Below are 26,293 nucleotides of genomic sequence, written 5' to 3' on the forward strand. Positions count from 1 at the left end.
GTCAGCGGCGCTCGCACGGCAGGACCGCCCACACGACGTGCGGCCACCCGCCCAGCGCGCGGGTCCGCGCGGCGCGGGCCCGGGGCTCGTCGGACGCCTCGATCAGCACCGCGGCGGGCAACGTGTGCAGAGCGCCCGACGACGGTTCGTAGAGCGTCACGGCCTCGCCGGTGCCGCTACCCCGCGCGCCCGTCAGCAGGACGACGTGGCGCGGCACCGCGCGGTCGACGCCGCCCGCCACGTCACCGCCCGAGTAGAGCGGCACGGGCAGGCCCTGCCGGGCGGCGGCGACGGCGTGGCGGAGCACGGGCCGCCCGTCGCGGCCCACCACCCGGTGGGTGTACCGGACGGGCCCGAACCGGGCCTGCGCCGCAGCACCCCACGGCGGGGTGCCGAACCCGCGCGGCCAGGCGGGCAGCCCGCCCGGACCCCGGGTGGCCGCCGCGTGCACGCGCTCCTGCAGCCCGGAGAACGCGGCCGCCGGGTCGGCCGACCGCGCCAGCCGCAGCGCGAGCCGGGAATCCCCGGCCAGGGCCAGCATCGACAGGACGGCAGCACCGCACGTGACCGGCGACGTCTGCCGTGCCACGTGCCCGCCGGGCAGCCCGAGCGCGCGCGGCACCCAGGGGCGCGGCGGACGGGCGCGGACGAGCGGGTCGCGGACCCAGGTCGCGGCCTGCACCGGGAGCGCCTCGAGCGCCTGCTCGACGTCGGCGGGGAGCGCGTCCGACGGCGTCGGCGGCAACGGGTCCGGGCCGCCGGAGAAGAGCCGCGCCCCCGCGAGCAGGTCGGTGAGGCGCAGCCCGGCCACGTCAGTGGATCCGGTCGATGACGATCGGGTGGTCCGGCACCGCCGACCCGGGCGGCGCGACCCGCCAGCCGTCGTCGAGCGCGTCCAGGGCGCGGGCGAACCGCTCCGGGGTGTCCGTGTGCAGGGTGAGCAGCGGCTGCCCCGCCGCCACCCGGTCGCCCGGGCGGGCGTGCAGCTCGACGCCGGCACCGGCCTGCACCGGGTCCTCCCGGCGAGACCGCCCCGCACCCAGCCGCCACGCCGCGACGCCGACGGCGTAGGCGTCGAGGTGCTCCAGGACGCCGTCCTTGTCCGCGACGACCTGCTCGGTGTGCCGCGCGACCGGCAGCGGCGCGTCGGGGTCGCCGCCCTGGGCGCGGATCATCCGGCGCCACACGTCCATCGCCCGACCGTCGCCGAGGGCGGCACGCACGTCGGCCGGGTCCTGCGGCCGGTCCGCCGCCGCCAGCATCTCGACGGCCAGCGCGACCGTGAGGTCCACGACGTCCGCCGGGCCGCCGCCGTCCAGCACCTCGACGGACTCGCGCACCTCCAGCGCGTTGCCCGCGGTCAGGCCGAGCGGGACGGACATGTCGGTGAGCAGCGCGACGGTGCGCACGCCCGCGTCGGTGCCGAGCTCGACCATGGTGCGCGCGAGCTCGCGCGCCTGGGCGAGGTCCTTCATGAACGCGCCGGAGCCGACCTTGACGTCGAGCACCAGCGCGCCGGTGCCCTCGGCGATCTTCTTGCTCATGATCGAGCTCGCGATGAGGGGGATCGCCTCGACGGTGCCGGTCACGTCGCGCAGCGCGTACAGCTTCTTGTCCGCCGGCGCGAGGCCCGAGCCGGCCGCGCAGATCACGGCGCCGACGTCCTCGAGCTGGGCGAGCACCTCGTCGTTGGACAGCGCGGCGCGCCAGCCCGGGATCGACTCCAGCTTGTCGAGCGTGCCGCCCGTGTGACCGAGCCCGCGGCCCGACAGCTGCGGCACCGCCACCCCGAAGACCGCCACGAGGGGAGCCAGCGGCAGGGTGATCTTGTCCCCCACGCCACCCGTCGAGTGCTTGTCCGCCGTCGGGCGGGACAGCCCGGAGAAGTCCATGCGCTCGCCGGACGCGATCATCGCGTGCGTCCAGCGGGCCACCTCGCCGCGGCTCATCCCGTTGAGCAGGATCGCCATGGCGAGGGCCGACATCTGCTCCTCGGCGACGACGCCGCGGGTGTAGGCGTCGATCACCCAGTCGATCTGGGCGTCGGACAGGTGGGTGCGGTCGCGCTTGGCGCGGATGACGTCGACGGCGTCGAACGGTTCGTTCATCGGTTCAGGTTCTCCGGTCCGAAGGCCTGGGGCAACATCTCCGTCATCGGCACGACGCCCCCAGGGGTCTCGACGAGCAGGTCGGGGCCGCCGTGCTCCCACAGGAGCTGGCGGCACCGCCCGCACGGGGTGATGACGGCGCCGGCGGCGTCCACGCACGTGAACGCCGTGAGGCGGCCGCCGCCCCCGGTGACCAGCGCGGACACCAGGGAGCACTCGGCGCACAGCGTGACGCCGTAGGCGGCGTTCTCCACGTTGCAGCCGACGAGCAGGCGGCCGTCGTCCGCGTAGGCGGCCGCGCCGACCCCGTACCCGGAGTACGGGGCGTAGGCGCGGGCGGACACCTCGACGGCGGCGGCGCGCAGCGCCTCCCAGTCGACGCCCATCCCTACTCCTTGGTGTAGGGCTGGGCGAGCGCAGCGGGTGGCCGCGACCGTCCGACCAGGCCGGCGACGGCGAACAGGGTGACCACGTAGGGCAGCATGAGCATGAACTGGCTCGGCACCGGGGACCCGACGACGGACAGCACGTTCTGCAGGTTGGTCGCGAACCCGAAGAGCAGGCCGGCGAGCGCGGCCCGGATCGGGTCCCACTTGCCGAAGATCATGGCGGCCAGGGCGATGAAGCCCGCGCCCGCCGTCATCTCCTTGTTGAACTGGTTGATGGAGACCACGGTGTAGAACGCGCCGCCGATGCCGCCGACCGCGCCCGCGATGAGCAGCGCACGGTAGCGGGTGCGCAGCACGTCGATGCCGACCGTGTCCGCGGCGCGGGGGTGCTCGCCCACGGCGCGCAGGCGCAGCCCCCACCGGGTGCGGAAGAGGGCGAACCACACCGCCGCGACCACGACGAACATGAGGTAGACGATGATCGTCTGGTTGAACAGCACCGGCCCGATCACCGGGATCTGCTCCAGGAACGGGATCGGGAGGCGCGGGAACCGGGTCGTGGCGTTGAGCGCCTCCGTGTTGGGCACCAGGACGAGCGAGTAGAAGAAGCTCGTCAGACCGATGACCAGCACGTTGAGCACCACACCGACGATGATCTGGTTGACGCGGTACGTGATGGTGAAGACGGCCAGCACGAGGGACACCAGCGCGGAGGCCAGCATGGCGGCCACCAGGCCCGCCCACGGGCTGTCGGTGAGGGAGCCCGCGATGGCCGCCGTGAAGGCGCCCGCCAGCAGGTTCGACTCGATCGCGATGTTCGTGACACCGGCACGCTCGCCGATGACGCCGGTCATGGCGCCGTACACGAGCGGCACCGACAGCACCAGCGCGCCGCTGAGCAGGCCCACGACCGACAGGTCGCGCGGGCTGCCCGCGGCGGCCCACGCGAGGAACCCGACGAGCAGCACGGCGGCGAAGACGCCGACCGCCCACCGCGGGGTCCGGCGCTGCGCCCGGGTCGCGACGACCGACAGCACCAGCATGACGGCCGCGATCGCGCCGCACACCCACGCCGTCGGCATCGCCGGCACCACGAGCACCGGGAAGACGACGAAGTCGGTGGGCGTCGACAGCGAGAACCGGGAGCTGCCCTCGTGCGGCACCAGCAGGAGCAGCAGCGCGTACAGCGCCAGGACGACACCCAGCACGATCGGGGTCTTCCAGGACAACGTGCTGATCCGGCGCGGGGCGTCCGGCGTCGCGGCGGACGCGTTCTCGACGGCGGGGGCGGTCATGCCGACACCTCCTTCGCGGCGGCCTTGGACCGCTTCTTCTTCGGGGTGCTGCCCGGCTGCGGCAGCCGGAAGATCGCGCGGACCAGCGGGGGTGCGGCGATGAAGAGCACGATGAGCGACTGGACGACGAGGACGATCTCGATGGGGATGCCCTGGGAGGCCTGCATGGCGGAGCCGCCGGCCTTGAAACCACCGAACAGGATGCCCGCGCCGAGGACGCCGATCGGGTTCGAGTTGCCGAGCAGCGCGACGGTGATGGCGTCGAAGCCGATCCCGGCGTCGACGTCCGAGCTGAACCCGGTGGTGGACGTGCCGAGCACCTGCGTGACCCCGGCGAGACCGACGAGCGCACCCGCCACGAGCATGACCGACACGGTCGCCCGGGACACGTCGATGCCGGCGACGCGTGCGGCGCGCGGGTTCTCGCCGACGGCCCGGTAGGAGAACCCGACGGCGGACCGGTTGAGCAGCCACCACACGATCGCGACGGCCACCAGCATGAGGACGAAGCCCCAGTGCAAGGGGTACCGGTCGCCGAGCAGCGGCGGCAGGATCGCCGACTCCTGCATGGGCGGCGTCTTCGGGTTCGCCGAACCCGGCGCCTGCATGAGGCCCGGCGTCGCGAGGAAGTAGGACAGCAGGTAGAACGCGACGTAGTTCAGCATGATCGTCACAATGACCTCGTGCGCGCCGGTGCGGGCCCGCAGGAGGCCCGCGATCCCGGCCCACAGCGCACCCGCCAGGAGCCCGGCGACCAGCGCGACGAGCAGGTGGATCGGGAAGGGCAGCCCCGTGACGCCGAAGCCGATCCAGCCGGCCGCGGTGGCGGCCATGAGCATCTGCCCCTGACCACCGATGTTGAACAGGCCCGCCTTGAACGCGACCGCGACGCCCAGGCCGGCCGCGACGAGCGGCGTCGCGTTCGTCAGGGTCTGCGTGAGGGGGCGGATGCCGGTGGCGAAGTCGTCCGCGTTGAAGTTGTAGACCGCACCCTGGAACAGCGCCGAGTAGGCGCCGCCCACGGCCTGGCCGACGGCGGCCAGCATGTCCTGCGGCCGCGCGAAGAAGTACTGCGCGGTCGCCTGGACGTTCTCGTCGGTGACGACGATCATCAGGGATCCCGCGATCACCGCGAGCAGCACGGCGCCGAGCGAGACCGCCCACCCACCCGAGGCGATGCGGCGGAACGCGTCCCGCCAGCGGTCGCCCGACTCCTCGACGGCGAGCGCCTCCTCGCGGGCGCGCTCCTGCTCGAGCTCCTCGGCGAGACCGGGCTCGGTGGCGGGGTCGACCTGGTCCATCGCCTCGTCGAGGGTGTTCTCCCCCCGCTCGGCGGCGTCCTTCGGTGGCGTGTCGCTCACGCGGCCTCTCCTTCGGTGGACTCGGGAGCGATACCGGCCATCATCAGGCCGAGCACGTCGCGGGGGGTCTCGGCGGGCACGATCCCGACGACCTTCCCGCGGTACATGACCATGATCCGGTCGGCGAGCGCGACGGCCTCGTCGAGCTCGGTCGAGACGACGACGACGGGGATGCCGGCGTCGCGCGTCGCGACGATCTGCTTGTGGATGAACTCGATGGAGCCGACGTCGACGCCGCGCGTCGGCTGGGCGGCCACGAAGAGCCGCAGGTCACGGGACAGCTCGCGCGCCAGCACGACCTTCTGCTGGTTGCCGCCGGACAGGCGGCCGACCGGCAGGTCGATGCCGGTGGTGCGGACGTCGTACTCGCGGACCTTGTCGCGCGCGAAGTCGTCCCGGGCACCGAGCTGCAGGCTGCCCGCCCGGACGAACGGCGGCCCGTCGGTGCGGTCCAGCACGAGGTTCTCGGCCACCGTGAACTCGCCGACGAGCCCGTCGGTGCTGCGGTCCTCCGGCACGAACCCGACGCCGGCGTCGAGCACCTGTCGCACGCTGCGGCCCACGAGCTCGCGCCCGTCCAGCAGGACGGAGCCGGACACGTCCTGGTGCAGGCCGAGGAGCGCCTCGGTGAGCTCGGTCTGCCCGTTGCCCTGGACACCGGCCACGGCCAGCACCTCGCCGCCGCGCACGGTGAAGCTCACGCCGTCGACGGCGACCTGACCGTCGGGCAGCGCCACGACGAGGTCCGCGACGGCGAGCTCGTTGTCGGTGAGCCGCGGGGCGTCCTTGCGCACGGTGAGCTCGACGGCGCGGCCCACCATGAGGGACGCGAGCTCGGCGTCCGTGGCCGTCGGGGAGGCCTCGCCCACGACCCTGCCGTGCCGCACCACCGTGATGCGGTCGGCGACCTCGCGCACCTCGCGCAGCTTGTGCGTGATGAACACGATGGCGGCGCCGTCGTCCCGGAGCTGGCGCATGATCGCCATCAGCTCGTCGGTCTCCTGCGGGGTGAGCACGGCGGTGGGCTCGTCGAAGACGAGCACCTGCGCGTCGCGGCTCAGCGCCTTGATGATCTCGACACGCTGCTGCACACCGACCGGGAGATCCTCGACGATCGCGTCCGGGTCGACGTGGAAGCCGAAGCGGGCGGCCGTGGACCGGACGGCGTCGCGGGCGGAACCGAGGTCGAGCACCCCGGGACCGGACGTGCGCTCGTGACCCAGCATGACGTTCTCCGCGACGGAGAACACGGGCACCAGCATGAAGTGCTGGTGCACCATGCCGATGCCGGCCGCCATCGCGTCGCCCGGGCCGGCGAACGCCTGCACCTCGCCGTCGAGGAGGATCTCGCCCTCGTCGGCGTCGTACAGGCCGTACAGCACGTTCATCAGCGTCGACTTGCCGGCGCCGTTCTCCCCGAGGAGACAGTGGATCTCCCCCGGTTCGACCACCAGGTCGATGTGGTCGTTGGCCACCAGTGCACCGAAGCGCTTGGTGATGCCTCGCAGCTCGAGCCTCATCGTGTTGCGTCCGCCTTCCTCGCGGTCTGCGTCGGTGCCAGCCTAGGCCGCACGACGCCGCGGGACACGGGGGAAGCTTCCCGTGTCCCGCGGCGTCGTCAGGCGCTCGGGCGGATCACTCGGCCAGGTAGGACGTGACCTCGACCTCGCCGGCGATGATCTGCTCCTGCAGCGCCATGGTCTCCTCCCACAGCGCCGGGTCGACCTTCGACTCGAAGTCGTGCAGCGGGGCCAGGCCCACGCCCTCGTTCTCGAGCGTGCCGACGTAGGTCGACGCGTCGAAGGAACCCTCGCCGGAGGCCAGCACGGCCTCGTAGGTGGAGGTGTCCATCTTCTTGAGGATGGAGGTCAGCACGAACGGCTGGGTGGTGGGGTCGGTCTCGTAGAAGTCGGCGTCCACGCCCACGAGCGCGACGTCGCGACCGGAGTCCTCGATCGCGGCGATCGCGGACTGGTAGATCGGGCCGCCGACCGGCAGGATCACGTCGACGCCCTGGTCGAGGATGTTCTTCGCCGTGGTCTTCGCGGTCTCGTTGGCGACGAACTCGCCGGTGAACGCGCCCTCCTCGCCACCCTCGTAGCCGATGACCTCGACCTCGGTGCCGTTGGCCTCGTTGTAGTACTCGACGCCCTGCTTGAAGCCGTCCATGAAGATCGTCACGGTCGGGTACGGCGCGCCGCCGAAGGTGCCGACCTTGCCGGCCTCGGAGTAGCCGGCGGACAGGTAGCCCGCGAGGAACGCGGCCTCGGCCGTGTTGTACAGCAGCGGCTTGATGTTCTCCGCGTCCGTGGTGCCGTCGAAGTCGGCGTCGGCCGCGTCGTCGACGATGATGTAGTGCGTCTCCGGGTTGGCGGTCGCCGACTCGATGGTCGCGGCCGACAGGGCGAAGCCGACGGACACGATGGTGTCGCAGGACTGGTCGACGAGCGACTGCAGGTTCGGCTTGAAGTCCGAGTCCGAGGCCGACTGGACCTCCTTGAACTGCGCACCGAGCTCGTCGGACGCCTTCTTCGCACCCTCGTAGCTGAGCTGGTTGAAGCTCTTGTCGTCGAAGCCGCCCTGGTCCGAGACGATGCAGGCGGAGAAGTCGCTGGCCGGCGCCGCCGACTCGCCGGACTCGCCCGTGGTCTCCTCGGGGGCCGAGCCGCACGCCGCGAGGGTCAGCGCGGCCACGCCCGCGAGGGCGGTGAAACGGAACGCACTCTTCACCAGTTGCTCCTGTCAGATCAGGGGGCGTGAGGCCGGGAGGACCCCGTCTCACGATCAGAGACGACCAGCGTATCCACGCCCGGGAGCGCTACCGGTCAATCCGCAGGTGCCGTGGCCGAGTCGTTACCGAACGGGAACACGCCTGGAATGATCCTCGTCACACCGGGCCCTCGCCGACCTGCGCGAACGGTCCGGCGAGGGCGAACCGGGCGAGGAACCGGGCCCCGATCCCGATCGCCCGCTCGTCGACCTGCAGCTCCCCCTGGTGCAGGTCGTACCGCGGGCCGCCCGGCGTCGCGGTGCCCAGCCGGGCCATCGCCCCGGGCACCTTGGTGAGGTACCAGGCGAAGTCCTCCCCGCCCAGGGACTGCTCGGTGAGCACCACGCCCTCCTCGCCCAGCGTCGCCGTCGCCGCCGCCTCCAGCGCGGCCGTGACCTCCGCGTCGTTGTCGACCGGCGGGACGCCGCGCACGTGGTGCACCGTCACCTCGACGTCGTACGCCGCGACGACCTGCGCCACCGCCTCGTGCAGCACCTGGCCGGCCTTCTCCCACGCCCGCACGTCCAGGCAGCGCATCGTGCCCCGCACCGTCCCCGTCGCCGGGATCGCGTTGTGCGCGTTGCCCGCGTGCACCGACCCCCACGTGAGGTTCACGCCCGAGCGCGGGTCCAGCCGCCGCCCGAGCACCGCCGGGACCTGGGTGATCACCTGGCCGAGGGCGTAGACGACGTCACCCGTCAGGTGCGGGCGCGAGGTGTGCCCGCCGCCGGAGGACAGCGTGACCGTCACCATGTCCGACGCCGACGTGATCGGGCCGATGCGGGTGCCGATCCGACCCACGTCCAGCTTCGGCTCCGTGTGCACCGCCCCGATGCGCGCGACCCCGTCCAGCGCGCCCTGGGCGATGACGTCGAGCGCCCCGCCCGGCATGGACTCCTCGGCCGGCTGGAAGATCAGCCGGGCCGACACGTCCGCGCCCTCCTTGGCGAGCCGCGCGAGGGCCAGGCCGGCCCCGAGCACCACCGACGCGTGCACGTCGTGGCCGCAGGCGTGCGCCGTGCCCGGCACCGTCGAGGCGAACTCCAGCCCGCAGGCGTCCTCCACCGGCAGCGCGTCGATGTCCGCGCGCAGCGCCACCCGGCCGCGTCCGGGGACGTCCGGCCCGATGTCGCACACCAGGCCCGTCCCCTCCAGCAGCCGGGGCGTCAGCCCCGCCGCGACCAGCCGGTCCGCGAGCAGCGCCGTCGTGCGGAACTCCTGGCGCGCCGTCTCCGGGTGGGCGTGCAGGTCGCGGCGCACCGCGACCAGCTGGTCGGCCAGCCCGGCCACGATCTGATCGACCCTCTCGACGGGGTCCAGGGGCGCGTTCACAGCAGGTCCTCCCGCCCGTGGTCGCGCACCGCGTCGACGATGCGCCGCACCTGCTGCGCCCGGGCGCGGGTCGTGACCAGGACGGCGTCGGGGGTGTCGACCACCACGACGTCGTCGATGCCGAGGAGCGTCACGGTGCGGCCCGACGCCGGCACGACGACCGACCCGGCGCTCTGGACCCGCACGACGTCCGCGCTCTCGCCCAGCACCTTCGACCCCGCGTCGTCCTCCGCGGGCAGCAGCGCCGCCAGCGAGTTGAAGTCGCCGACGTCGTCCCACCCGAACGACCCGGGCACCATCGCCACCCCGCCGGTCGCGGCGACCGGCTCCGCGACGGCGTGGTCGATCGCGATCTTCTCCAGGCCCGGCCAGACCTGCGCCAGGACGGCGTCGCGGTCGGCGGTGTCCCACGCGGCGGCGATCCGCCGCAGACCCTCGTGCAGGGCCGGACGCTGCTCCGCGAGATGGTCGAGCAGCACGCCGGCGGACACGACGAAGATGCCCGCGTTCCAGCGGTAGTCCCCCGAGGCGAGGTAGGAGCGCGCCGTCGTCGCGTCGGGCTTCTCGGTGAAGCCCCGCACGTGCACCGCGCTCGGCGCGCCCGCCACCTCCAGCGGCTCCCCGCCCTGCACGTACCCGAACGCCACCGACGGGCGCGAGGCGGCGATGCCGACGGTCGTGACGTACCCGGCGCGGGCCGCCTCCACGGCCTCGCGCACCGCCCGCTCGAACTCCGCGCGGCCGGTGATCACCTGGTCGGCCGCGAACGAGCCGAGGACCACGTCGCCGTGCCGTTCGGCCAGGACCGCGGCGGCCAGGCCGATCGCCGCCATCGAGTCGCGCGGGGAGGGCTCCGCGAGCACGTCCTGCGCGCCCACCCCGGGCAGCTGGGCCCGGACCGCGTCGACGTGCCGGGCGCCCGTCACCACGAGGATGCCGTCCTCGCCCGCCAGCGGCACCAGCCGGTCCGCCGTCGCCTGCAGCAGGCTGCGGCCGGAACCCGTCAGGTCGTGCAGGAACTTCGGGGACGCGGCCCGCGACACCGGCCACAACCGGGTACCGGCACCGCCGGCAGGAATGACGGCGCGGAATCCCGGGATCGCAGCAGAAGGCATGTTCCGAAGCATAGTGACGCTCCGCGCGGACATGACGTGACCGCTGTGCAATCTGTCACAGAAACGCCGCAGCGGCGCCGATCTGCGGCACTCTGTGACCACATCGCGACCTGCTGTCACTACAGTGGCTTGCGACAGTCCGACCGATTCCGCCAATGGAGGCTCCCCCCGTGCCGACAGCCCCCGCAGGCACGCTCTACCGCGGCCGAGAAGGCATGTGGTCCTGGGTCGCGCACCGCGTGACCGGCGTGCTCATCTTCTTCTTCCTCCTGGTCCACGTGCTCGACACCGCCCTGGTACGCGTCTCCCCCGAGGCGTACAACGCGGTCATCGGCACCTATCAGACGCCGATCATGGGACTGGGCGAGGCAGGGCTCGTCGCCGCCATCGTCTTCCACGCCTTCAACGGTCTGCGCATCGCCCTCGTCGACTTCTGGTCCAAGGGCCCGCGCTATCACAAGGCCATGCTGTGGATCGTCCTGGGCCTCTTCGTGGTGACCATGGCCGGCTTCCTGCCGCGCCACCTCGGCAACGTCTTCGGAGGCGGTCACTGATGACGACCACGACCACCGTCCCCACGCCGCGCTCCCCCTACGCGCGCCGCCGGACCACCCGGGGCAACTACGAGCTCTACTCGTGGGTCTTCATGCGCGCCTCCGGCGTCGTGCTGATCGCGCTGATCTTCGGCCACCTCTTCGTCAACCTCATGGTCGGCGAGGGTGTGCACGCCATCGACTTCGCGTTCGTCGCCGGCAAGTGGGCCAGCCCGTTCTGGCAGGTCTGGGACCTGCTCATGCTCTGGCTCGCCATGATCCACGGCACCAACGGCGTCCGGACGATCATCAACGACTACGCCCAGAAGGACGTCACCCGCGGGGTGCTCAAGGGGCTGCTGTACCTGGCGTTCACCATCACCGTCGTCCTCGGCACCCTGGTCATCTTCACGTTCGACCCGTGCCCGCCGGACGCGCCCGCCGAGCTGCTCGCGTCGTTCTGCACGGCCTGACCGGCCCCCACCCCCCAGCCCGCACCACCACCTTCTCGCAGGAGGCATCGGACCCGATGCAGACCCACCAGTACGACGTCGTCATCGTCGGCGCAGGCGGCGCCGGGATGCGCGCGGCGCTCGAGGCCTCGAAGGAGGCCCGCACCGCGGTCATCTCCAAGCTCTACCCCACGCGTTCCCACACGGGCGCGGCGCAGGGCGGCATGGCCGCCGCGCTCGCCAACGTCGAGGACGACAACTGGGAGTGGCACACCTTCGACACGGTCAAGGGCGGCGACTACCTCGTCGACCAGGACGCCGCGGAGATCCTCGCGAAGGAGGCCATCGACTCCGTCCTCGACCTGGAGCGGATGGGCCTGCCCTTCAACCGCACCCCCGAGGGCCGCATCGACCAGCGCCGCTTCGGCGGGCACACGCGTGACCACGGCCAGGCCGCGGTGCGCCGCGCCTGCTACGCCGCGGACCGCACCGGCCACATGATCCTGCAGACGCTGTACCAGAACTGCGTCAAGCAGGACGTCGAGTTCTTCAACGAGTTCTACGTCCTCGACCTGCTCACGGACCACGACCTCACCACCGAGGAGCTGGAGGACGGCGCCGAGGTCAACGCGACCGGCGTCGTCGCCTACGACCTCGCCTCCGGCGAGATCCACGTCTTCCAGGCCAAGGCGATCATCTTCGCCACCGGCGGCGCGGGCAAGATCTTCAAGACGACCTCCAACGCGCACACCCTCACCGGTGACGGCATGGCCCTGGCCTACCGCCGCGGCCTGCCGCTGGAGGACATGGAGTTCTTCCAGTTCCACCCGACAGGCCTGGCCGGCCTCGGCATCCTGCTCTCGGAGGCCGCGCGCGGCGAGGGCGGCATCCTGCGCAACTCGGACGGCGAGCGCTTCATGGAGCGCTACGCCCCCACGATCAAGGACCTCGCCCCGCGCGACATCGTCGCGAGGTCCATGGCGAACGAGGTCCGCGAGGGCCGTGGCGCAGGGCCGAACAAGGACTACGTCCTGCTCGACCTCACCCACCTCGAGCCCGCGCACATCGACGCCAAGCTGCCGGACATCACCGAGTTCGCACGCACGTACCTCGGCATCGAGCCGTACACCGAGCCCGTCCCGGTGTTCCCCACGGCCCACTACGCCATGGGCGGCGTGCCCACGAACGTGTCCGGCGAGGTCCTGCGCGACGGCCACAACGTCGTCAAGGGCCTCTACGCCGCCGGCGAGGTCGCCTGCGTCTCCGTGCACGGCTCCAACCGTCTCGGCACCAACTCGCTGCTGGACATCAACGTCTTCGGCAAGCGCTCGGGCCGTTCCGCGGCCGCGTACGCCAAGACGGTCGCCCAGCACCTCGACCTGCCGGAGAACCCCGCCGCCCGCGTCGAGGCGCAGCTCGCCGAGATGCGCGACCGCCCCGACGGCGACCGCGTCGCGGACGTGCGCAAGGCCCTCCAGGAGACGATGGACGCGAACGCCCAGGTGTTCCGCACCGCGGACTCCCTGAACCAGGCGCTGTCCGACATCCGTGAGCTCCAGCAGCGCTACCGCAACGTGTCCGTCCAGGACAAGGGCAAGCTCTTCAACACCGACCTCCTCGAGGCCATCGAGCTCGGGTTCCTCCTTGACATCGCCGAGGTGACGGTCGTCGCCGCGCTCAACCGCAAGGAGTCCCGCGGCGGGCACTACCGCGAGGACTTCCCGAACCGCGACGACGCCAACTACATGCTGCACACGATGGCGTACCGCCGTCCGACGGCAGCGCCCGACGTGGCCGAGGGCCACGTCGAGGGCTACTTCGACCACGTCGAGTCCTTCGACGACTACAAGGTCGTGCTGGGGTCCAAGACCGTCACCCAGACGCGCTACGAGCCGATGGAGCGGAAGTACTGATGACTGCTGTTCTCGAGAATACCGACGCGGCCGCCACGCCCAAGGCGGGCGAGATCCCCTCGTTCGAGGTCACGCTGAAGATCCGTCGCTTCAACCCCGAGGTATCCGACGAGGCCACGTGGGAGGAGCACACCGTCACCGCGTACGGGACGGACCGCATCCTCGACGCCCTGCACAAGATCAAGTGGGACATCGACGGCTCGCTGACGTTCCGCCGCTCGTGCGCGCACGGCGTGTGCGGGTCCGACGCGATGCGCATCAACGGTCGCAACCGGCTCGCCTGCAAGACGCTCCTCAAGGACGTCAACCCCGACAAGCCGATCACCGTCGAGCCCATCAAGGGTCTGCCCGTCATCAAGGACCTCGTGGTCGACATGGAGCCGTTCTTCGCCTCCTACCGCGAGATCATGCCGTTCCTCATCACCTCCGGGAACGAGCCCAGCCGCGAGCACATCCAGTCCCAGGCCGACCGCGAGCGGTTCGACGACACCACCAAGTGCATCCTGTGCGCCGCGTGCACGTCGTCCTGCCCGGTGTTCTGGACCGACGGCCAGTACTTCGGCCCCGCCGCCATCGTCAACGCGCACCGGTTCATCTTCGACTCGCGCGACGAGGGCGCCACCCAGCGTCTGGAGATCCTCAACGACAAGGAGGGCGTGTGGCGCTGCCGCACGACCTTCAACTGCACCGAGGCCTGCCCCCGCGGCATCGAGGTCACCAAGGCCATCCAGGAGGTCAAGCGGGCGATGATCACCCGCGCCTTCTGATCGACCCCTCGACGGCACCGTCCCGCACCCGCGGGGCGGTGCCGTCGTCGTTCCCGGGTGCTGCTGCAGTCCCGTCCGGTCCCCACCCTCTCGCGTCGGGCGCGAGTCAGCGCTCGTCGGGCGCGAGTCAGCGCAAGGACGGGCGGCGGCACGTCAGTAGGCGTACAGGGCGCGGCGCACCCCGCGGACGACGGGGCTGTACGGTCTGCCCGAACCTCGGCCCTGGCGGACGATGCGCTCGACCTCGGCACGACGACGCATCTCGACGAGCTCGGCCTCCGCGCGGGCGATCTCGTCGAGGCGGGGCGGGTCGTACATCCACGCGCAGGCGACGAGCAGCACGCGGGCGACGAAGTTGATGAGCAGCAGGATGGCGGCGAGCGTCACGAACGGGACGAGGAGCGCACTGTTGGAGGCACTGGCGGTGACGACGGCGGTCCCGACCCAGCGGAGGCTGCCGGTGACGAGCCCGGTGGCGAGGCACCCGAGCAGTGCGTCCCGGCGGCGGCGCGGGCGGATGCGGGCCACGACCCGGATGACGAGGTAGACCAGCAGCGCGTCGAGCAGGACGGCGACGCCGAACGTGCTCGCGGCCAGGACGACGCCGAGCGTCCAGGACTCCCCGAACCATGCCTCGATCTGTTCCGTCACCGTCCGGGAGACGACGCTGGCGGCCGCGGAGACGACGAGCATCGCCCCGAGGATCGCGAACCCGACGAGCTGCCAGACCTTGCTCAGCACGGGGCTGACGCCGACGACGGGAGCGTCGAACATGAACCGGACGGAGTGGCGCAGGGCTCCCATGAAGCTGATCGCGGTCCAGAGGAAGACGACGGCGGCGATCGCGGTGGTGAGGCTCCAGGCCGTCTCGACCACGAGGGTCGAGACCGGCACCAGTCCGTCGCCGCTGCCGGTGTCGAGGAGACCGGGGAGCCAGGTGTCGATCTGCTCGTAGATCGCCGCCTGCAGCTCCGGGCGACGGGACAGCTCCGAGGAGAAGACGGAGAAGCCGATGGTGAGGGCCGCACCCAGGGAGAACAGGGCCGAGTAGGCGATGCCGCCGCTGAGCTGGCTCCCGCGCCGGGCGAGGTACCACTGCACGGAGCGGACCTCGCGCCGGTCCTTGGCCCAGTTCGTGGCACGCGCCGCCAGGGACCTGAGGCGTTCGATCCGTTCCGGCACATGCCGACCCTAGCGGCGCGCCGTGGCGTCGGCAGGTCGCCACGAGCGGGCACGGGCGCGGCGGCGACGCGTCCCGGACGAGCCCTCCGTGCAGGTCAGGCGGACGGTGCCGCGGCGGCGGTGAGCGGGAACGACCGCTGCGGGCGCCACACGCCGTCGTCGCCGTGCTCGTACTGCCACAGCTCGGTGACGTCGAAGACCGCCTCGAAGTCGCTCATCGCGGCGAAGGCCTCGTCGAGGGCGTCCTCGGAGACCTCGTGCGCGACGGTCACGTGCGGGTGGTAGCTGAACCGCAGCTCCTGGGCGAGCACGCCGGAGCGGGCCAGCTGCTCGACCAGCTCGCACTCGGCGATGCCCTCGACGAGCGCGACGAAGACGACGGGCGAGACGGGCCGGAACGTGGCGGTGCCGCGCAGGTGGACCCGGAAGGGGGCCGTCTCCGCGGCGACCTTCTCCAGGTGCTCGGCGACCGCCGGCAGCACGGACTGATCGACGACGGTCGGCCCGATCACGGTGATGTGCGGCGGGATGGCGTCGGCGAGGGGGTCACCGACGCGCGACCGAGCCTCCTGGAGCTGCCCGGCGTACGGTGCGGGGATCGCGATCGCCACCCCGATCCGTGCCTGGTCGGGCCCGCGCGGAGGCAGGTTCACCGGGCGCCCCGCGGCAGCAGGCCGAACCGGTCGAACATCCGGTCGCGGACGCCGCCGGCGATCTCGCGGGCGCGAGCAGCGCCGTCGTCGAGGACCTTGTCGAGCTGGGCCGGGTCGGACAGGTACGTCCCGGCACGCTCCTGGAACGGCTCGAGGAACGCGACGACGGCGTCGGCGAGGTCGACCTTGAGGTAGCCGTAGCCGCGACCGTCGTACTCGGCGGCGATGGCGTCGACGTCGCGGCCGGTGACGGCGGAGAAGATCGTCAGCAGGTTCGAGATGCCGGGCTTCTTCTCCCGGTCGAAGAACACCGCGTACGACTCGTCGGCGTCGGTGACGGCGGACTTCACCGCCTTGGCGGCCTTCTTCGGGTCCTCCAGCAGCCAGATGACGCCCTTGCCGCCCGCGTTCGACTTCGACATCTTCGCGGTGGGGTTCTGGAGGTCCTGGATCTTCGCGGTCGCCGAGACGATGTGGGCGTCGGGGACGACGGCGGTGCCGGCGCCGAACCGGGTGTTGAGCCGCTCGGCGAGGTCGCGCGTGAGCTCGAGGTGCTGGCGCTGGTCCTCGCCGACGGGCACCAGGGCGGCGTCGTACACGAGGATGTCGGCGGCCATGAGCACCGGGTAGGTGAAGAGGCCGACGGTGGTGCCCTCGGTGCCCTGCTTGGCGGACTTGTCCTTGAACTGCGTCATGCGGCTGGCCTCGCCGAACCCGGTCTGGCAGGCGAGCAGCCACGCGACCTCGGTGTGCTCGGGCACGTGCGACTGGACGAACAGCGCGGACCGCGCCGGGTCGACACCGCCGGCGAGGTACTGCGCGGCGGTCGCGCGGGTCCGCTGACGCAGCGCCTCGGGGTCCGGGTTCACCGTGAGGGCGTGCAGGTCCACCACGCAGTACAGCGCCTCGTGGTCGTCCTGGAGGGCGACCCACTGGGTGAGCGCACCCAGGTAGTTGCCCAGGTGGAGGGACGAGTCGGTGGGCTGCATCCCGGACAGGATGCGAGGACGGCGCGCGGCGTGCGTGCCCGGTGCGGTGACGTCGGACATGTTCCTCATTCTGGCAGGTCTGCGGGCCGAGCCGTCAATGCGCGGTATGTCCGGTAGGTCCGGTCCGCGGTCACGTCGCCTCGTCGTCGAAGGGTGCCGGCGCGCCGGCGGGGCGGGCCACCGGGACGGTCGCCGCCGCGGCGGCAGCTCCCGCACCGGCCGCGGCGGCCGGGCGGCGCGCGGCCGGCTCGTCGTCCAGCAGCGCCTCCTTGACGATCCGGCGCGGGTCGTACTGGCGCGGGTCCAGCTTGCCCCAGTCGACGTCCCGGAAGTCTTCGCCGAGCTCGTCGTCGACGCGGGTCTTGGCGTCCTGGAGCACGGACTTGCCCCGGCGGACGAGCGCGCCGAGCTGCGCCGCGTAGCGCGGCAGCCGCTCCGGCCCGATGAGCACGAGCGCCAGCACGATGATGACGACGAGCTCGCCACCGTTGATCCCCAGCACGCGCGCCAGCCTAACCCCGGGCGTCGGGCGTCGGGTAGTCGCCCATCAGTCGCTCGGGCTCTCCTGCAGCACGACGCGCAGCTCGCGCTCGTCGTCCCCCGTCCGGACGGTCAGCGTCACGGCGTCACCGGGCTGACGTGCCCGGATGGCGACGATGAGCTCGTCGCTCTGCGAGACGGGACGGCCGTCGATCTCGAGGATGAGGTCGCCGGGCCGGACACCGGCGAGGTCGGCCGGGCCGCCGGGCGTGACCGGCGCGACACCGTCCTGCGCCTCCTGCGCGACCTGGACGCCCTCGCCGGAGTAGCCGGAGTCCAGCAGGACGCCGATCACCGGGTAGGTGGCCTGCCCGTCCTCGATGAGCTGCTCGGCGGTGGTGCGGGCCTGGTTCGCGGGGATGGCGAACCCGAGGCCGATGCTGCCCGTCGCCTGGAGCGCGCCGGGCGGCTGCGCGATGGCGGAGTTGATGCCGACGACCTCGCCGTCGGCGTCGACCAGCGGCCCGCCGGAGTTGCCGGGGTTGATCGCGGCGTCGGTCTGGATCGCGTCGATGAACGCCGTCGTGGCCTGGTCCCCCGCCTGCACGGGCCGGTGCAGCGCGGACACGATGCCCGACGTCACGGTGGAGTCCAGGCCCAGCGGGGCACCGACGGCGAGCACCGCGTCACCGACGACGACGTCGTCCGAGTCGCCGAGCACGAGCGGGGTGAGCCCGTCGGCGTCGATCCGCACCACCGCGAGGTCGTAGTCGGAGGTGCGGCCCACGACCTCGCCCTCGTGCTCGCTGCCGTCGGCGAGGACGACGACGATCTCGCCGCCCTCGGCCCCGGCCGCCACGACGTGGTTGTTGGTCAGCAGGTAGCCGTCGTCGCGCAGCACGAAGCCCGACCCCGACGACCCGGCGCCGTCGGAGGACGTGACCTCGAAGGAGACGACCGACGGGAGCACGTCCGCGGCGATCGCCGCGACGGACCCCGCCGGGCGGGACGGCTCGGCCGCCTCGTCGTCGGCGGCCACGGGCAGGTTCGCCGCGGGGGCCGGGCCGGCGGTCCGCTCGGCGACCCGGTCGCCGGCGTAGCCGCCGGCGAAGCCGACGACGAGGGCCAGGACGACGACCGTCGCGACGCGGCTCGCGCCGAGACGGGCGGGGGCGGGCGCGGCGGCGGGAGCCGGGGTGTCGGTGCTGCGCGGCGCAGGACCGGCGGGGAACACCTCGTGGCTCGGCGGCCCGGTGGGCGCCGTGCGGGGCGGGACGGCCGGCGCGGGGCCGGGAGCGGTCGACCCCGTGGTCACGGGGCGTGCAGCCGGGTCGGCTGCCGCGGGGGCCCGCTCCGGCCGCGGGGCGGCGGACGGCTCGGGCGCGGCGAAGAGGTCGGGGTCCTCGGCGGTCATGGAAGGGTGAACGCTCCTGTCACGGTCGACCATCCCCGGCTGAGCCGAGGCAGCACCCCGGCATCGTAGTCATGACCCGGGAACGCGGCGACCACCTCGACGAGCACGTCCTCGGGGGCGTCCGTGGTGACCTCCACGACGACGTCGCCGTCCTGCCAGGCGACGTGCCACGGGTCGCGGGAGAGCACGACCACCTCGCGCCCGTCGCCGACGGAGAGCCGGTCCGTGGCGTCCTCGGCCAGCCGCCCGGGCTGCTCGCGGACGACGACGCTGCCGTCGGGTCCGGTGAGGTCGATCTGCGCGACGTCGCCGTCCACCTGCACGGCCGAGAGCAGGTAGCCGTCGGGGAGGGCGCCGGGGGCCACGAGCCCGCTCGCCGAGAGGTCGCCGACCGACGCCGGCGTGCTGCCGGTGGTCGCGGCACCCGAGAGGGTGGTCAGCGCGGCCGCCCGCGACGCCTCGGGGGACACGACGGGCGCCTGCCCGAGCGCGAACAGCGTGCACCCGATGACGCCGGCACCGGCGGCCCCGACGAGCGCCACCCGGTGCCGACGCCGCCGGCTCGCTGCCGCGGTCACGTCCCCCGTGAGGGTGGTGCGCCAGGCGTCGGGCACGGCCCACGTGTCGTCGTGCTCACGGGCCCGCAGCGGGTCGCCCTGCGTGGAGGGGATGGACTCCGACAGGGCGAGCAGCCGGGCGGTGAGGTCGGGGGCGGGCGCCACCTCGGCGGCCTGGGACAGCCGGCGCCGGGCCGACCGGGCGTGCTCGAGCTCGGCGGCGCACAGCGGGCAGCGCGCGACGTGCGCCAGCGCCCGCTCCGTCTCGCGCGGCGCGAGCTGGCCGTCGGCGAGAGCGCTCACCAGGTCGCCGAGGTGGGGGCTCACCGCACGACCTCGTCGCGCCGGTGCTCGAGCGCGTCCCGCAGCTGCGCGCGGGCGCGGTGGATCCGGGAGCGGACGGTGCCGATCTTCACGCCGAGCGTCACCGCGATCTCCTCGTAGCTGAGGCCCTCGATGTCGCACAGCACGACGGCGGCGCGGTACTCGGGGCGCAGCGCGTCCAGCGCGGCCTGGACGTCGTGGTCGAGGTTGCCGTGCTCGAACCCGCGCTCGGGGCGCGACCGGTCGTCGTCGGACACGACCCGGGCGGCGTCCTCGCCCATCTGCTCGAACCGGATGCGCTTCTTGCGGCGCACCTGGTCGAGGAACAGGTTCGTGGTGATGCGGTGCAGCCAGCCCTCGAAGGTGCCGGGCGTGTAGCTGGACAGCGAGCGGAAGACCCGCAGGAACGTCTCCTGCGTGAGGTCCTCGGCGTCCTGGCGGTCACCGGTCAGGCGGTAGGCGAGCCGGTAGACGCGGGCGGAGTGCTCCCGCACGATCTCGTCCCACGTCGGGGGGACCCACGGCGTCACCTCGGGTCCTGCTGTCTTGGTCATCACGGCCATCGTCCCATGCGAACGTGTGGGCGCCGTGAAGAGTTCCCACGTACCATCTGCCCAGCAGAGGGAGGCGCCATCACGACCGAGGCCGGTGCCCACGAGGGCCGTGGTGCCGCGTGGGCGTTCAGCGAGACGTACCTCGTGGAGGACGCGACGCTCGTGCGCGCCCGGGACCGTGGCGACGAGCTGGGTGCCCCCGCCGTCAGCACCGCGACGGGCGCCCTGCTGCAGGTCGTGGCCGGCGCGCTGCACGCCCGCGCGGTCGTCGAGATCGGCACCGGCAGCGGCGTGGCGTCGCTGTGGCTGCTGCGCGGGATGGCGCCGGACGGCGTGCTGACGACCATCGACGCCGACGTCGCGCACCACCGGGCGGCGAAGGCCGCCTTCGCGGAGGAGGGCGTCGAGCCGCAGCGCACCCGCACCATCGCCCGCCCCGCGGCCGACGTGCTCCCCCGCCTCGCGGACACCGCCTACGACCTGGTGGTCGTCACGGCCGAGCCGCACACGCTCGCCGCCTACGTCGACGCCGCGGTGCGGCTGCTGCGCCCCGGCGGGGTGCTCGCGCTGGTGGACGCCCTGCAGGCGGGACGCGTCGTCGACCCCGCCTGGCGCGACCACGACACGACCGCCGTCCGGCGGGTGCTGGCGGCCCTGCGGGAGGACGAGCGGCTCGCGCCCGCGATGGTGCCCGTCGGGGACGGCGTGCTGCTCGCCGTCCGCCGCGCCGACGCCTGACCGACCCCGGGAACCACGACGGGCGCGGGACGGTCACCCGTCCCGCGCCCGGAGTCGCTCCGACGACGTCGCGTCGTCAGCCCACGACGGCCTGAAGGGCCTCGCCCAGCTCGCCGGCCTCGGTGGCGTTCAGCTCGACCACCAGGCGGCCACCACCTTCCAGCGGGACACGCATGACGATGCCGCGTCCCTCCTTGGTGACCTCGAGCGGCCCGTCGCCCGTCCGCGGCTTCATCGCAGCCATGTGTGGCTCTCCATTCCGTTGTCCGGTTCCTCGACGCCTGCTCGCCGCGTCGACACGGCGGCGGGTCGGCACTGCCGGGCGGTCGCGGGAGCACGAGCGGTCCGAGCCATTCTAGCGCCGACCAGCACGGTTCCAGCACCGCACCCGCACGAACCCGCGCGCCGCAGCCCGCCGTCCCCCGGTCACCCCAGACCGCGGCGCGCGGCCCGGGGCGGCGCCTCGTCGCGCACCGCGGCGATCAGCTCGAGGGCGTGCCGGGTCGCCACGACGTCGTGCGCGCGGAACACGCGCGCCCCGTGCCACGCCGCCAGGGAGGTCGCCGCGAGGGTCCCGGCGAGCCGGTCGTCCGCCCCGACGTCGAGCACCTCGCCCACGAAGTCCTTGCGGCTCAACGCCATGAGGACCGGGTACCCGAGCGCCACGAGGGCCTGTGTGCGGCGCAGCAGGTGCACCGAGTGCCACGTGTTCTTGCCGAAGTCGTGCGTAGGGTCGATGAGCACCGACGCCGGCGGGACGCCGCACGCCACCGCGCGCGCCGCCGCCGCCGCGAGCGTGCTCAGCACGTCCCGGGTGACACCGTCGCGAGGGTCGTCGAGCGGCATCCACGGCACGTCGGCCGTCGCGCCGTCGACGCCCGTCTCGGGGTAGGCGACCCGGAACGGGTCGGTGCGCGGCAGCGCCCCGCCCGTGTGGGAGCAGACGACACCCACGCCGGCGGCCCCCGCGACCTCGACGAGCGCCGGGTCGTGACCGGCCCACGTGTCGTTGATCAGGTCGGCCCCGGCGGCGATCGCGGCCCGCGCGACGCCGGAACGCCACGTGTCGACGCTGACGAGCAGCTCCGGCACCTGGGCGCGGACCTGCTCGACGAACGGCACGACACGGTCGACCTCCTCGGCCTCCCCGACCTCCGGCCCCACCCCGGCCCGCACTCCCCCGACGTCGAGGATCGCCGCGCCGTCGGCCCACGCCTGGTGCGCCGCCGCGAGCGCCGCGCCGTCGTCGGCGAGGCGCGCGGGCGCGTAGAAGGAGTCGGTGGTGCGGTTGACGATCGCCATGACGACCGGTCGCAGCGACCCGTCGGTTCCCCGCCCCACCTCGCGTCCGCGCAGGACCAGCGGGGCCCCGGCGGGCGGGATCACGACCGGAACTCGGCGGCCAGCGCCCGCCCGCGCTCCAGCACGTGCTCCACGGCGTCGTCGGCGGTGTCCGCGAGGTGCAGCAGGTCGAGGTCGGCGGCGTTGATCATGCCGCGGTCGACGACCGCGGTGCGGCACCACTCCAGGAGGCCGCCCCAGTAGTCCGACCCGACGAGGACGACGGGGAACCCGGTGACCTTGTGCGTCTGGACGAGCGTGAGGGCCTCGAAGAGCTCGTCGAAGGTGCCGAAGCCGCCGGGGAGCACCACGAAGCCCTGGGCGTACTTGACGAACATCGTCTTGCGGGCGAAGAAGTAGCGGAAGTTCACCCCGACGTTGACGTGCTCGTTCATGCCCTGCTCGAAGGGCAGTTCGATCCCGAGACCCACCGAGGTGCCGCCGGCCTCGACGGCACCCTTGTTCGCGGCCTCCATGATGCCGGGACCGCCGCCGGTCATGACGGCGTAGCCCGCCTCGACGAGCCGCCGGCCGACCTCCTCGCCGAGGGCGTAGTCGGGGTGGTCGGGGCGTGTGCGGGCCGAGCCGAAGACGGACACGGCGGCCCCGATCTCGGCCAGCGCGCCGAAGCCCTCGACGAACTCCGCCTGGATCCGCATGACGCGCCAGGGGTCGGAGTGGACCCAGTCGGTGCCCTCGCCGGGGGCGAGGAGCCGCTGGTCGGTGGTCATGGCGGGGATCTTGTCGCCGCGCAGCAGGACGGGTCCCTTGCGGTAGCCACGGCCGGTCTGGGGCACGCCGTCGTCGGTGCGATCGCTCATGGTCCGAGCCTAAGCACCGCACAGCCAGGAGCGCAGGGCGTCCCGGCACAGGGCGAGCTCGCGCACGGGGACGCGCTCGTCGTCGGCGTGCGCGAGCAGCGGGTCGCCGGGCGCGAAGTTCACGGCCGGCACGCCGAGCGCGGCGAAGCGGGCGACGTCGGTCCAGCCGTACTTGGGCCGCGGTGCGCCACCGGTGCGGGCGAGGACGGCGGCGGCGAACTGGGCGGCGAGCGGGTCGTCGAGGCCCGGGCGGGCGCCCGGCGAGGAGTCCGTGACGACCACCTCGAACCCGTCGAACAGCTCGCGCAGGTGCGCCTCGGCGTCGGCCTCGGAGCGCGACGGCGCGAACCGGTAGTTCACGGTGACGGTGCAGGCGTCGGGGATGACGTTGCCCGCGATGCCGCCGGCGATGCCGACGGCGTTGACGCCCTCGCGGTAGACGAGGCCGTCGACCTCGACCTCGGCGGGCTCGTAGGCGGCGAGGCGGGCGAGGACGGGCGCGGCGGCGTGGATCGCGTTCTCGCCGCGCCAGGCGCGCGCCGAGTGGGCGGCCCGGCCGTGCGTGCGCACGTCGACCCGGATCGTGCCGTTGCAGCCGCCCTCGATGCCCGCGGACGTCGGCTCGCCGAGCACGGCGAAGTCGCCGGCCAGCAGCTCGGGGCTGTTCCGCACCAGCCGGCCGAGCCCGCTCTTGGTGGCCTCGACCTCCTCGTGGTCGTAGAAGACGTAGGTGACGTCCGTCGTCGGCTCGCTGCCGGGACGCCCCAGCTCCACGGCGAGGGCGAGGAACACCGTCAGGCCCGCCTTCATGTCGACGGTGCCGCGACCCCACAGGACACGGTCGTCGCCGGTGCCCTCGCACCGGGTGGGCAGGTTCGGCGGGTCGGTCAGCGGGACGGTGTCGAGGTGCCCGGCGAGGACGACGCGCCGGTCCAGCCCGAGGTGGGTGCGGGCGACCACGGCGTCCCCGTCGCGGTGCACCTCCAGGTGCGGCTGATCGCGCAGCACGGCCTCGACGGCGTCCGCCAGAGCCGTCTCGTGGCCGGAGACGGACTCCACGTCGCACACCGCCGCGAGCAGGTCGGCGAGGTCGGAGGTCGGCAGCACCGCCGGGTCCAGGAGGGCGGGGTCGAGGCGGTTCCGTGCAGCGGGCATGCGACCATCCTGCCAGCCGCCGTGGATAGGCTGGACCCCATGACCGCGCCCACCACCTCCGCCCGCCACGCCTGGGGCCTCGGCCTCGCGACGATCGCCGACGACCGCACCACGCTCGACGTCTGGTACCCGGCCCCCGCGCTGGGCGAGTCCCCCGACGACGTGGACGTCCCGGCCGAGCTCGCCGCGCTCACGCAGCGCGACGACGCCCGCCGCGTGGACGTGTCCGTGGTGCACACCCAGATCGACCTGGACGCCGCCCCGGCGAGCGCCGCGGACGCCTACCTGCGCCTGCACCTGCTGTCGCACCGCCTCGTCGCCCCGCACGGCCTCAACCTCGACGGCGTGTTCGGTGCGCTGGCGAACGTCGCGTGGACGTCGCACGGGCCCTGCAGCGTCGCCGGTTTCGAGGCGACCCGGCTGCGGCTGCGCGCCGCCACCGGCGCACCCGTCACCGTGTTCGGCATCGACAAGTTCCCGCGGATGGTCGACTACGTCGTGCCGTCGGGCGTGCGGATCGCGGACGCCGACCGCGTGCGGCTCGGCGCCCACCTCGCCGAGGGCACCACCGTCATGCACGAGGGGTTCGTCAACTTCAACGCGGGCACGCTCGGCGCCTCGATGGTCGAGGGCCGCATCTCGGCGGGCGTCGTCGTGGGTGACGGCTCGGACGTGGGCGGCGGCGCCTCCATCATGGGCACCCTGTCCGGCGGCGGCAAGGAGGTCATCTCCCTCGGTGAGCGCAGCCTGCTCGGCGCGAACGCCGGTCTCGGCATCCCGCTGGGCGACGACTGCGTCGTCGAGGCGGGCCTGTACGTCACCGCGGGCACCAAGGTGACGGTGCTGGACGAGATGGGCGACGAGGGCGAGCCCCGCGTCGTCAAGGCCCGCGAGCTGGCCGGGCGCGACCGGCTGCTGTTCCGCCGCAACTCCCGCACGGGCGCCGTCGAGGCCCTCACCCGGGGCGGCGTCGGCGTCGAGCTCAACGCCGCCCTGCACGCGAACTGATGGACGAACGGCGGCGCCCGGCCGCGCGGACGGCCGGCGCCGTCGCCACGTTCCTCCTCCTGGGGGGCGCTGCCGTGGCCGGGGTGGTCTGGTTCCTCGGCTCGCAGGAGCGGACGCGGGTCACCGAGGAGTGCTCGGCCGCGCTCGACGGCGACCGGTACGTGCTGTCGCCGGTGGAGGCGGGCAACGCGGCTCTCATCACCGGCATCTCGATCCAGCGTGGGATGCCCGCTCGCGCGGCGACGATCGGCCTGGCCACCGCCATGCAGGAGTCCCGCCTGGTCAACATCGACTACGGCGACCGTGACTCCATCGGGCTGTTCCAGCAGCGCCCCTCGCAGGGCTGGGGCACCCCCGCCGAGATCATGGACCCCGTCTACTCGACCAACGCGTTCTACGACGGGCTCGTCCAGGTCGACGGCTGGCAGGACATGGAGGTCACGGACGCCGCGCAGGCCGTGCAGCGCTCCGCGTTCCCCGAGGCGTACGCCCAGCACGAGCAGCTCGCCCGCGCCTGGGCCTCCGCGCTGACCGGCAACTCTCCCGGCGCGATCACGTGCACCCTGCGCCCGGTCGGCGACGACGACCCGACCGGCGCGGACGCCGCCACCGTCCTCACCGATCTCCTGGCCCGCGACCTCGGCGTCCCGCAGGGCTCGGACGGCGTACAGGTCGGCGAGCCCTCCGAGGACGGCGTGACCGTCGTCGTCGACGCGTCGTCCCTCCCTTACGACGACCCAGACCGCGCCGCCTGGGCGGTCGCCCACTGGGCCGTCACGACCGCCGACGCCACCGGCGCCGTCGAGGTCCGCGCCGCCGACCAGGTCTGGACCCGCGACTCCGCGCAGTGGTCCCCCACCCCCGACGGCACGGAACCCGTCCCCGCCGGCGAGGCCGTCGTCGTCGTCGCTCCCGCCCCCGCCTGATCACGAGTCAGCGCACACCGGCGCGAGTCAGCGCAGAACTCCACCAGTCAGCGCACGACGACGCCAGTCAGCGTGAATCGGCGCCAGTCAGCGCAAGATCCGACGAGTCAGCGTCG

Annotated in this window: 27 protein-coding genes; 7 read left to right on the forward strand and 20 right to left on the reverse strand. The window is 73.2% G+C overall.

The window, feature by feature from the left end:
• Window position 1: 1 nt before the first annotated feature.
• The 9 genes from I598_RS06585 to I598_RS06625 form a co-directional block, all read right to left on the reverse strand.
• Entirely contained in the window at window positions 2-811 is an 810-nt protein-coding gene (locus I598_RS06585) for a hypothetical protein (protein ID WP_068202280.1), read from the reverse strand.
• Between the two features lies 1 nt (window position 812).
• Window positions 813-2,108, reverse strand: a complete 1,296-nt coding sequence (locus tag I598_RS06590; RefSeq protein ID WP_068202281.1) for a thymidine phosphorylase — start codon at window positions 2,106-2,108, stop codon at window positions 813-815.
• Window positions 2,105-2,494: a cytidine deaminase gene (locus tag I598_RS06595; RefSeq protein ID WP_068202282.1), complete on the reverse strand. Its 390-nt coding sequence runs from the start codon at window positions 2,492-2,494 to the stop codon at window positions 2,105-2,107. The genes I598_RS06590 and I598_RS06595 overlap by 4 nt, the downstream gene beginning before the upstream one ends.
• Window positions 2,495-2,496: 2 nt before the next feature.
• Window positions 2,497-3,792 (reverse strand): ABC transporter permease, encoded by a 1,296-nt coding sequence (locus I598_RS06600; protein ID WP_083972974.1) that lies wholly within the window; start codon window positions 3,790-3,792, stop codon window positions 2,497-2,499.
• On the reverse strand, window positions 3,789-5,153 hold the full coding sequence (locus I598_RS06605) for an ABC transporter permease (RefSeq protein ID WP_232314283.1): 1,365 nt from the start codon (window positions 5,151-5,153) through the stop codon (window positions 3,789-3,791). Before I598_RS06605 ends, I598_RS06600 begins: the two co-directional genes overlap by 4 nt.
• On the reverse strand, window positions 5,150-6,673 hold the full coding sequence (locus I598_RS06610; RefSeq protein ID WP_068202283.1) for an ABC transporter ATP-binding protein: 1,524 nt from the start codon (window positions 6,671-6,673) through the stop codon (window positions 5,150-5,152). The genes I598_RS06605 and I598_RS06610 overlap by 4 nt, the downstream gene beginning before the upstream one ends.
• Before the next feature lie 115 nt (window positions 6,674-6,788).
• Window positions 6,789-7,883 (reverse strand): BMP family lipoprotein, encoded by a 1,095-nt coding sequence (locus I598_RS06615; protein WP_068202284.1) that lies wholly within the window; start codon window positions 7,881-7,883, stop codon window positions 6,789-6,791.
• A 157-nt stretch (window positions 7,884-8,040) separates the two neighbouring features.
• Entirely contained in the window at window positions 8,041-9,255 is a 1,215-nt protein-coding gene (locus I598_RS06620; protein ID WP_068202285.1) for an amidohydrolase, read from the reverse strand.
• Window positions 9,252-10,370, reverse strand: coding sequence for a mannose-1-phosphate guanylyltransferase (locus tag I598_RS06625; RefSeq protein WP_157557172.1), 1,119 nt, complete (start codon window positions 10,368-10,370; stop codon window positions 9,252-9,254). Before I598_RS06625 ends, I598_RS06620 begins: the two co-directional genes overlap by 4 nt.
• Window positions 10,371-10,540: 170 nt before the next feature.
• Between I598_RS06625 and sdhC the strand changes: the two genes are divergently transcribed.
• The 4 genes from sdhC to I598_RS06645 are packed head-to-tail and all read left to right on the forward strand — an operon-like array spanning window position 10,541 to window position 14,035.
• Window positions 10,541-10,924, forward strand: coding sequence for a succinate dehydrogenase, cytochrome b556 subunit (gene sdhC, locus I598_RS06630; protein ID WP_157557173.1), 384 nt, complete (start codon window positions 10,541-10,543; stop codon window positions 10,922-10,924).
• Complete coding sequence (locus I598_RS06635; protein WP_068202288.1) at window positions 10,924-11,376, forward strand: succinate dehydrogenase hydrophobic membrane anchor subunit; 453 nt, start codon at window positions 10,924-10,926, stop codon at window positions 11,374-11,376. Before sdhC ends, I598_RS06635 begins: the two co-directional genes overlap by 1 nt.
• 56 nt (window positions 11,377-11,432) lie before the next feature.
• Entirely contained in the window at window positions 11,433-13,268 is a 1,836-nt protein-coding gene (gene sdhA, locus I598_RS06640; protein WP_068202289.1) for a succinate dehydrogenase flavoprotein subunit, read from the forward strand.
• Window positions 13,268-14,035, forward strand: a complete 768-nt coding sequence (locus I598_RS06645; protein WP_068202290.1) for a succinate dehydrogenase iron-sulfur subunit — start codon at window positions 13,268-13,270, stop codon at window positions 14,033-14,035. Before sdhA ends, I598_RS06645 begins: the two co-directional genes overlap by 1 nt.
• 153 nt (window positions 14,036-14,188) lie before the next feature.
• Here I598_RS06645 and I598_RS06650 read toward each other — a convergent pair whose 3' ends face one another.
• From I598_RS06650 to sigE, 7 genes are all read right to left on the reverse strand, one after another.
• Window positions 14,189-15,217 (reverse strand): YihY/virulence factor BrkB family protein, encoded by a 1,029-nt coding sequence (locus I598_RS06650; protein WP_068202291.1) that lies wholly within the window; start codon window positions 15,215-15,217, stop codon window positions 14,189-14,191.
• Window positions 15,218-15,312: 95 nt separating this feature from the next.
• Complete coding sequence (locus I598_RS06655; protein WP_068202292.1) at window positions 15,313-15,870, reverse strand: 2'-5' RNA ligase family protein; 558 nt, start codon at window positions 15,868-15,870, stop codon at window positions 15,313-15,315.
• Window positions 15,867-16,919: a tryptophan--tRNA ligase gene (trpS, locus tag I598_RS06660; RefSeq protein ID WP_068202293.1), complete on the reverse strand. Its 1,053-nt coding sequence runs from the start codon at window positions 16,917-16,919 to the stop codon at window positions 15,867-15,869. The genes I598_RS06655 and trpS overlap by 4 nt, the downstream gene beginning before the upstream one ends.
• A gap of 70 nt (window positions 16,920-16,989) precedes the next feature.
• Complete coding sequence (locus tag I598_RS06665; RefSeq protein WP_068202294.1) at window positions 16,990-17,361, reverse strand: twin-arginine translocase TatA/TatE family subunit; 372 nt, start codon at window positions 17,359-17,361, stop codon at window positions 16,990-16,992.
• Between the two features lie 45 nt (window positions 17,362-17,406).
• The gene (locus I598_RS06670) at window positions 17,407-18,753 is read right to left on the reverse strand and encodes a S1C family serine protease (RefSeq protein ID WP_068202295.1); all 1,347 of its coding nucleotides are present in this window, start codon (window positions 18,751-18,753) and stop codon (window positions 17,407-17,409) included.
• On the reverse strand, window positions 18,750-19,637 hold the full coding sequence (locus I598_RS06675; RefSeq protein WP_068202296.1) for a zf-HC2 domain-containing protein: 888 nt from the start codon (window positions 19,635-19,637) through the stop codon (window positions 18,750-18,752). The genes I598_RS06670 and I598_RS06675 overlap by 4 nt, the downstream gene beginning before the upstream one ends.
• The gene (gene sigE / locus I598_RS06680) at window positions 19,634-20,188 is read right to left on the reverse strand and encodes an RNA polymerase sigma factor SigE (protein ID WP_068205075.1); all 555 of its coding nucleotides are present in this window, start codon (window positions 20,186-20,188) and stop codon (window positions 19,634-19,636) included. The genes I598_RS06675 and sigE overlap by 4 nt, the downstream gene beginning before the upstream one ends.
• A 144-nt stretch (window positions 20,189-20,332) precedes the next feature.
• Between sigE and I598_RS06685 the strand changes: the two genes are divergently transcribed.
• Window positions 20,333-20,926, forward strand: a complete 594-nt coding sequence (locus tag I598_RS06685) for an O-methyltransferase (protein ID WP_068202297.1) — start codon at window positions 20,333-20,335, stop codon at window positions 20,924-20,926.
• Window positions 20,927-21,002: 76 nt separating this feature from the next.
• Here the strand turns inward: I598_RS06685 and I598_RS17370 are convergent, their stop codons facing one another.
• The 4 genes from I598_RS17370 to dapE all read right to left on the reverse strand — a co-directional run bounded on the left by I598_RS17370 (window position 21,003) and on the right by dapE (window position 24,243).
• The gene (locus I598_RS17370) at window positions 21,003-21,170 is read right to left on the reverse strand and encodes a DUF3117 domain-containing protein (RefSeq protein ID WP_083972980.1); all 168 of its coding nucleotides are present in this window, start codon (window positions 21,168-21,170) and stop codon (window positions 21,003-21,005) included.
• 182 nt (window positions 21,171-21,352) lie between these two features.
• Window positions 21,353-22,312, reverse strand: a complete 960-nt coding sequence (gene folP, locus I598_RS06690) for a dihydropteroate synthase (RefSeq protein WP_083972982.1) — start codon at window positions 22,310-22,312, stop codon at window positions 21,353-21,355.
• Window positions 22,309-23,088, reverse strand: coding sequence for an LOG family protein (locus I598_RS06695; RefSeq protein WP_068202298.1), 780 nt, complete (start codon window positions 23,086-23,088; stop codon window positions 22,309-22,311). Before I598_RS06695 ends, folP begins: the two co-directional genes overlap by 4 nt.
• A gap of 9 nt (window positions 23,089-23,097) precedes the next feature.
• Window positions 23,098-24,243, reverse strand: a complete 1,146-nt coding sequence (dapE, locus tag I598_RS06700; protein WP_068202299.1) for a succinyl-diaminopimelate desuccinylase — start codon at window positions 24,241-24,243, stop codon at window positions 23,098-23,100.
• A 39-nt stretch (window positions 24,244-24,282) separates the two neighbouring features.
• Here dapE and dapD point away from each other — a divergent pair, with 39 nt between their 5' ends.
• Window positions 24,283-25,251, forward strand: coding sequence for a 2,3,4,5-tetrahydropyridine-2,6-dicarboxylate N-succinyltransferase (dapD, locus tag I598_RS06705; protein WP_068202300.1), 969 nt, complete (start codon window positions 24,283-24,285; stop codon window positions 25,249-25,251).
• Window positions 25,251-26,177 carry a hypothetical protein gene (locus I598_RS06710; RefSeq protein WP_068202301.1) on the forward strand — a complete coding sequence of 309 codons (927 nt, stop codon included), beginning with the start codon at window positions 25,251-25,253 and terminating at the stop codon, window positions 26,175-26,177. Before dapD ends, I598_RS06710 begins: the two co-directional genes overlap by 1 nt.
• The last annotated feature ends 116 nt before the right edge of the window (window positions 26,178-26,293 follow it).

Origin of the sequence: Isoptericola dokdonensis DS-3 (genome assembly GCF_001636295.1) — a bacterium.
GTDB classification, from domain to species: Bacteria; Actinomycetota; Actinomycetes; order Actinomycetales; family Cellulomonadaceae; genus Isoptericola; species Isoptericola dokdonensis.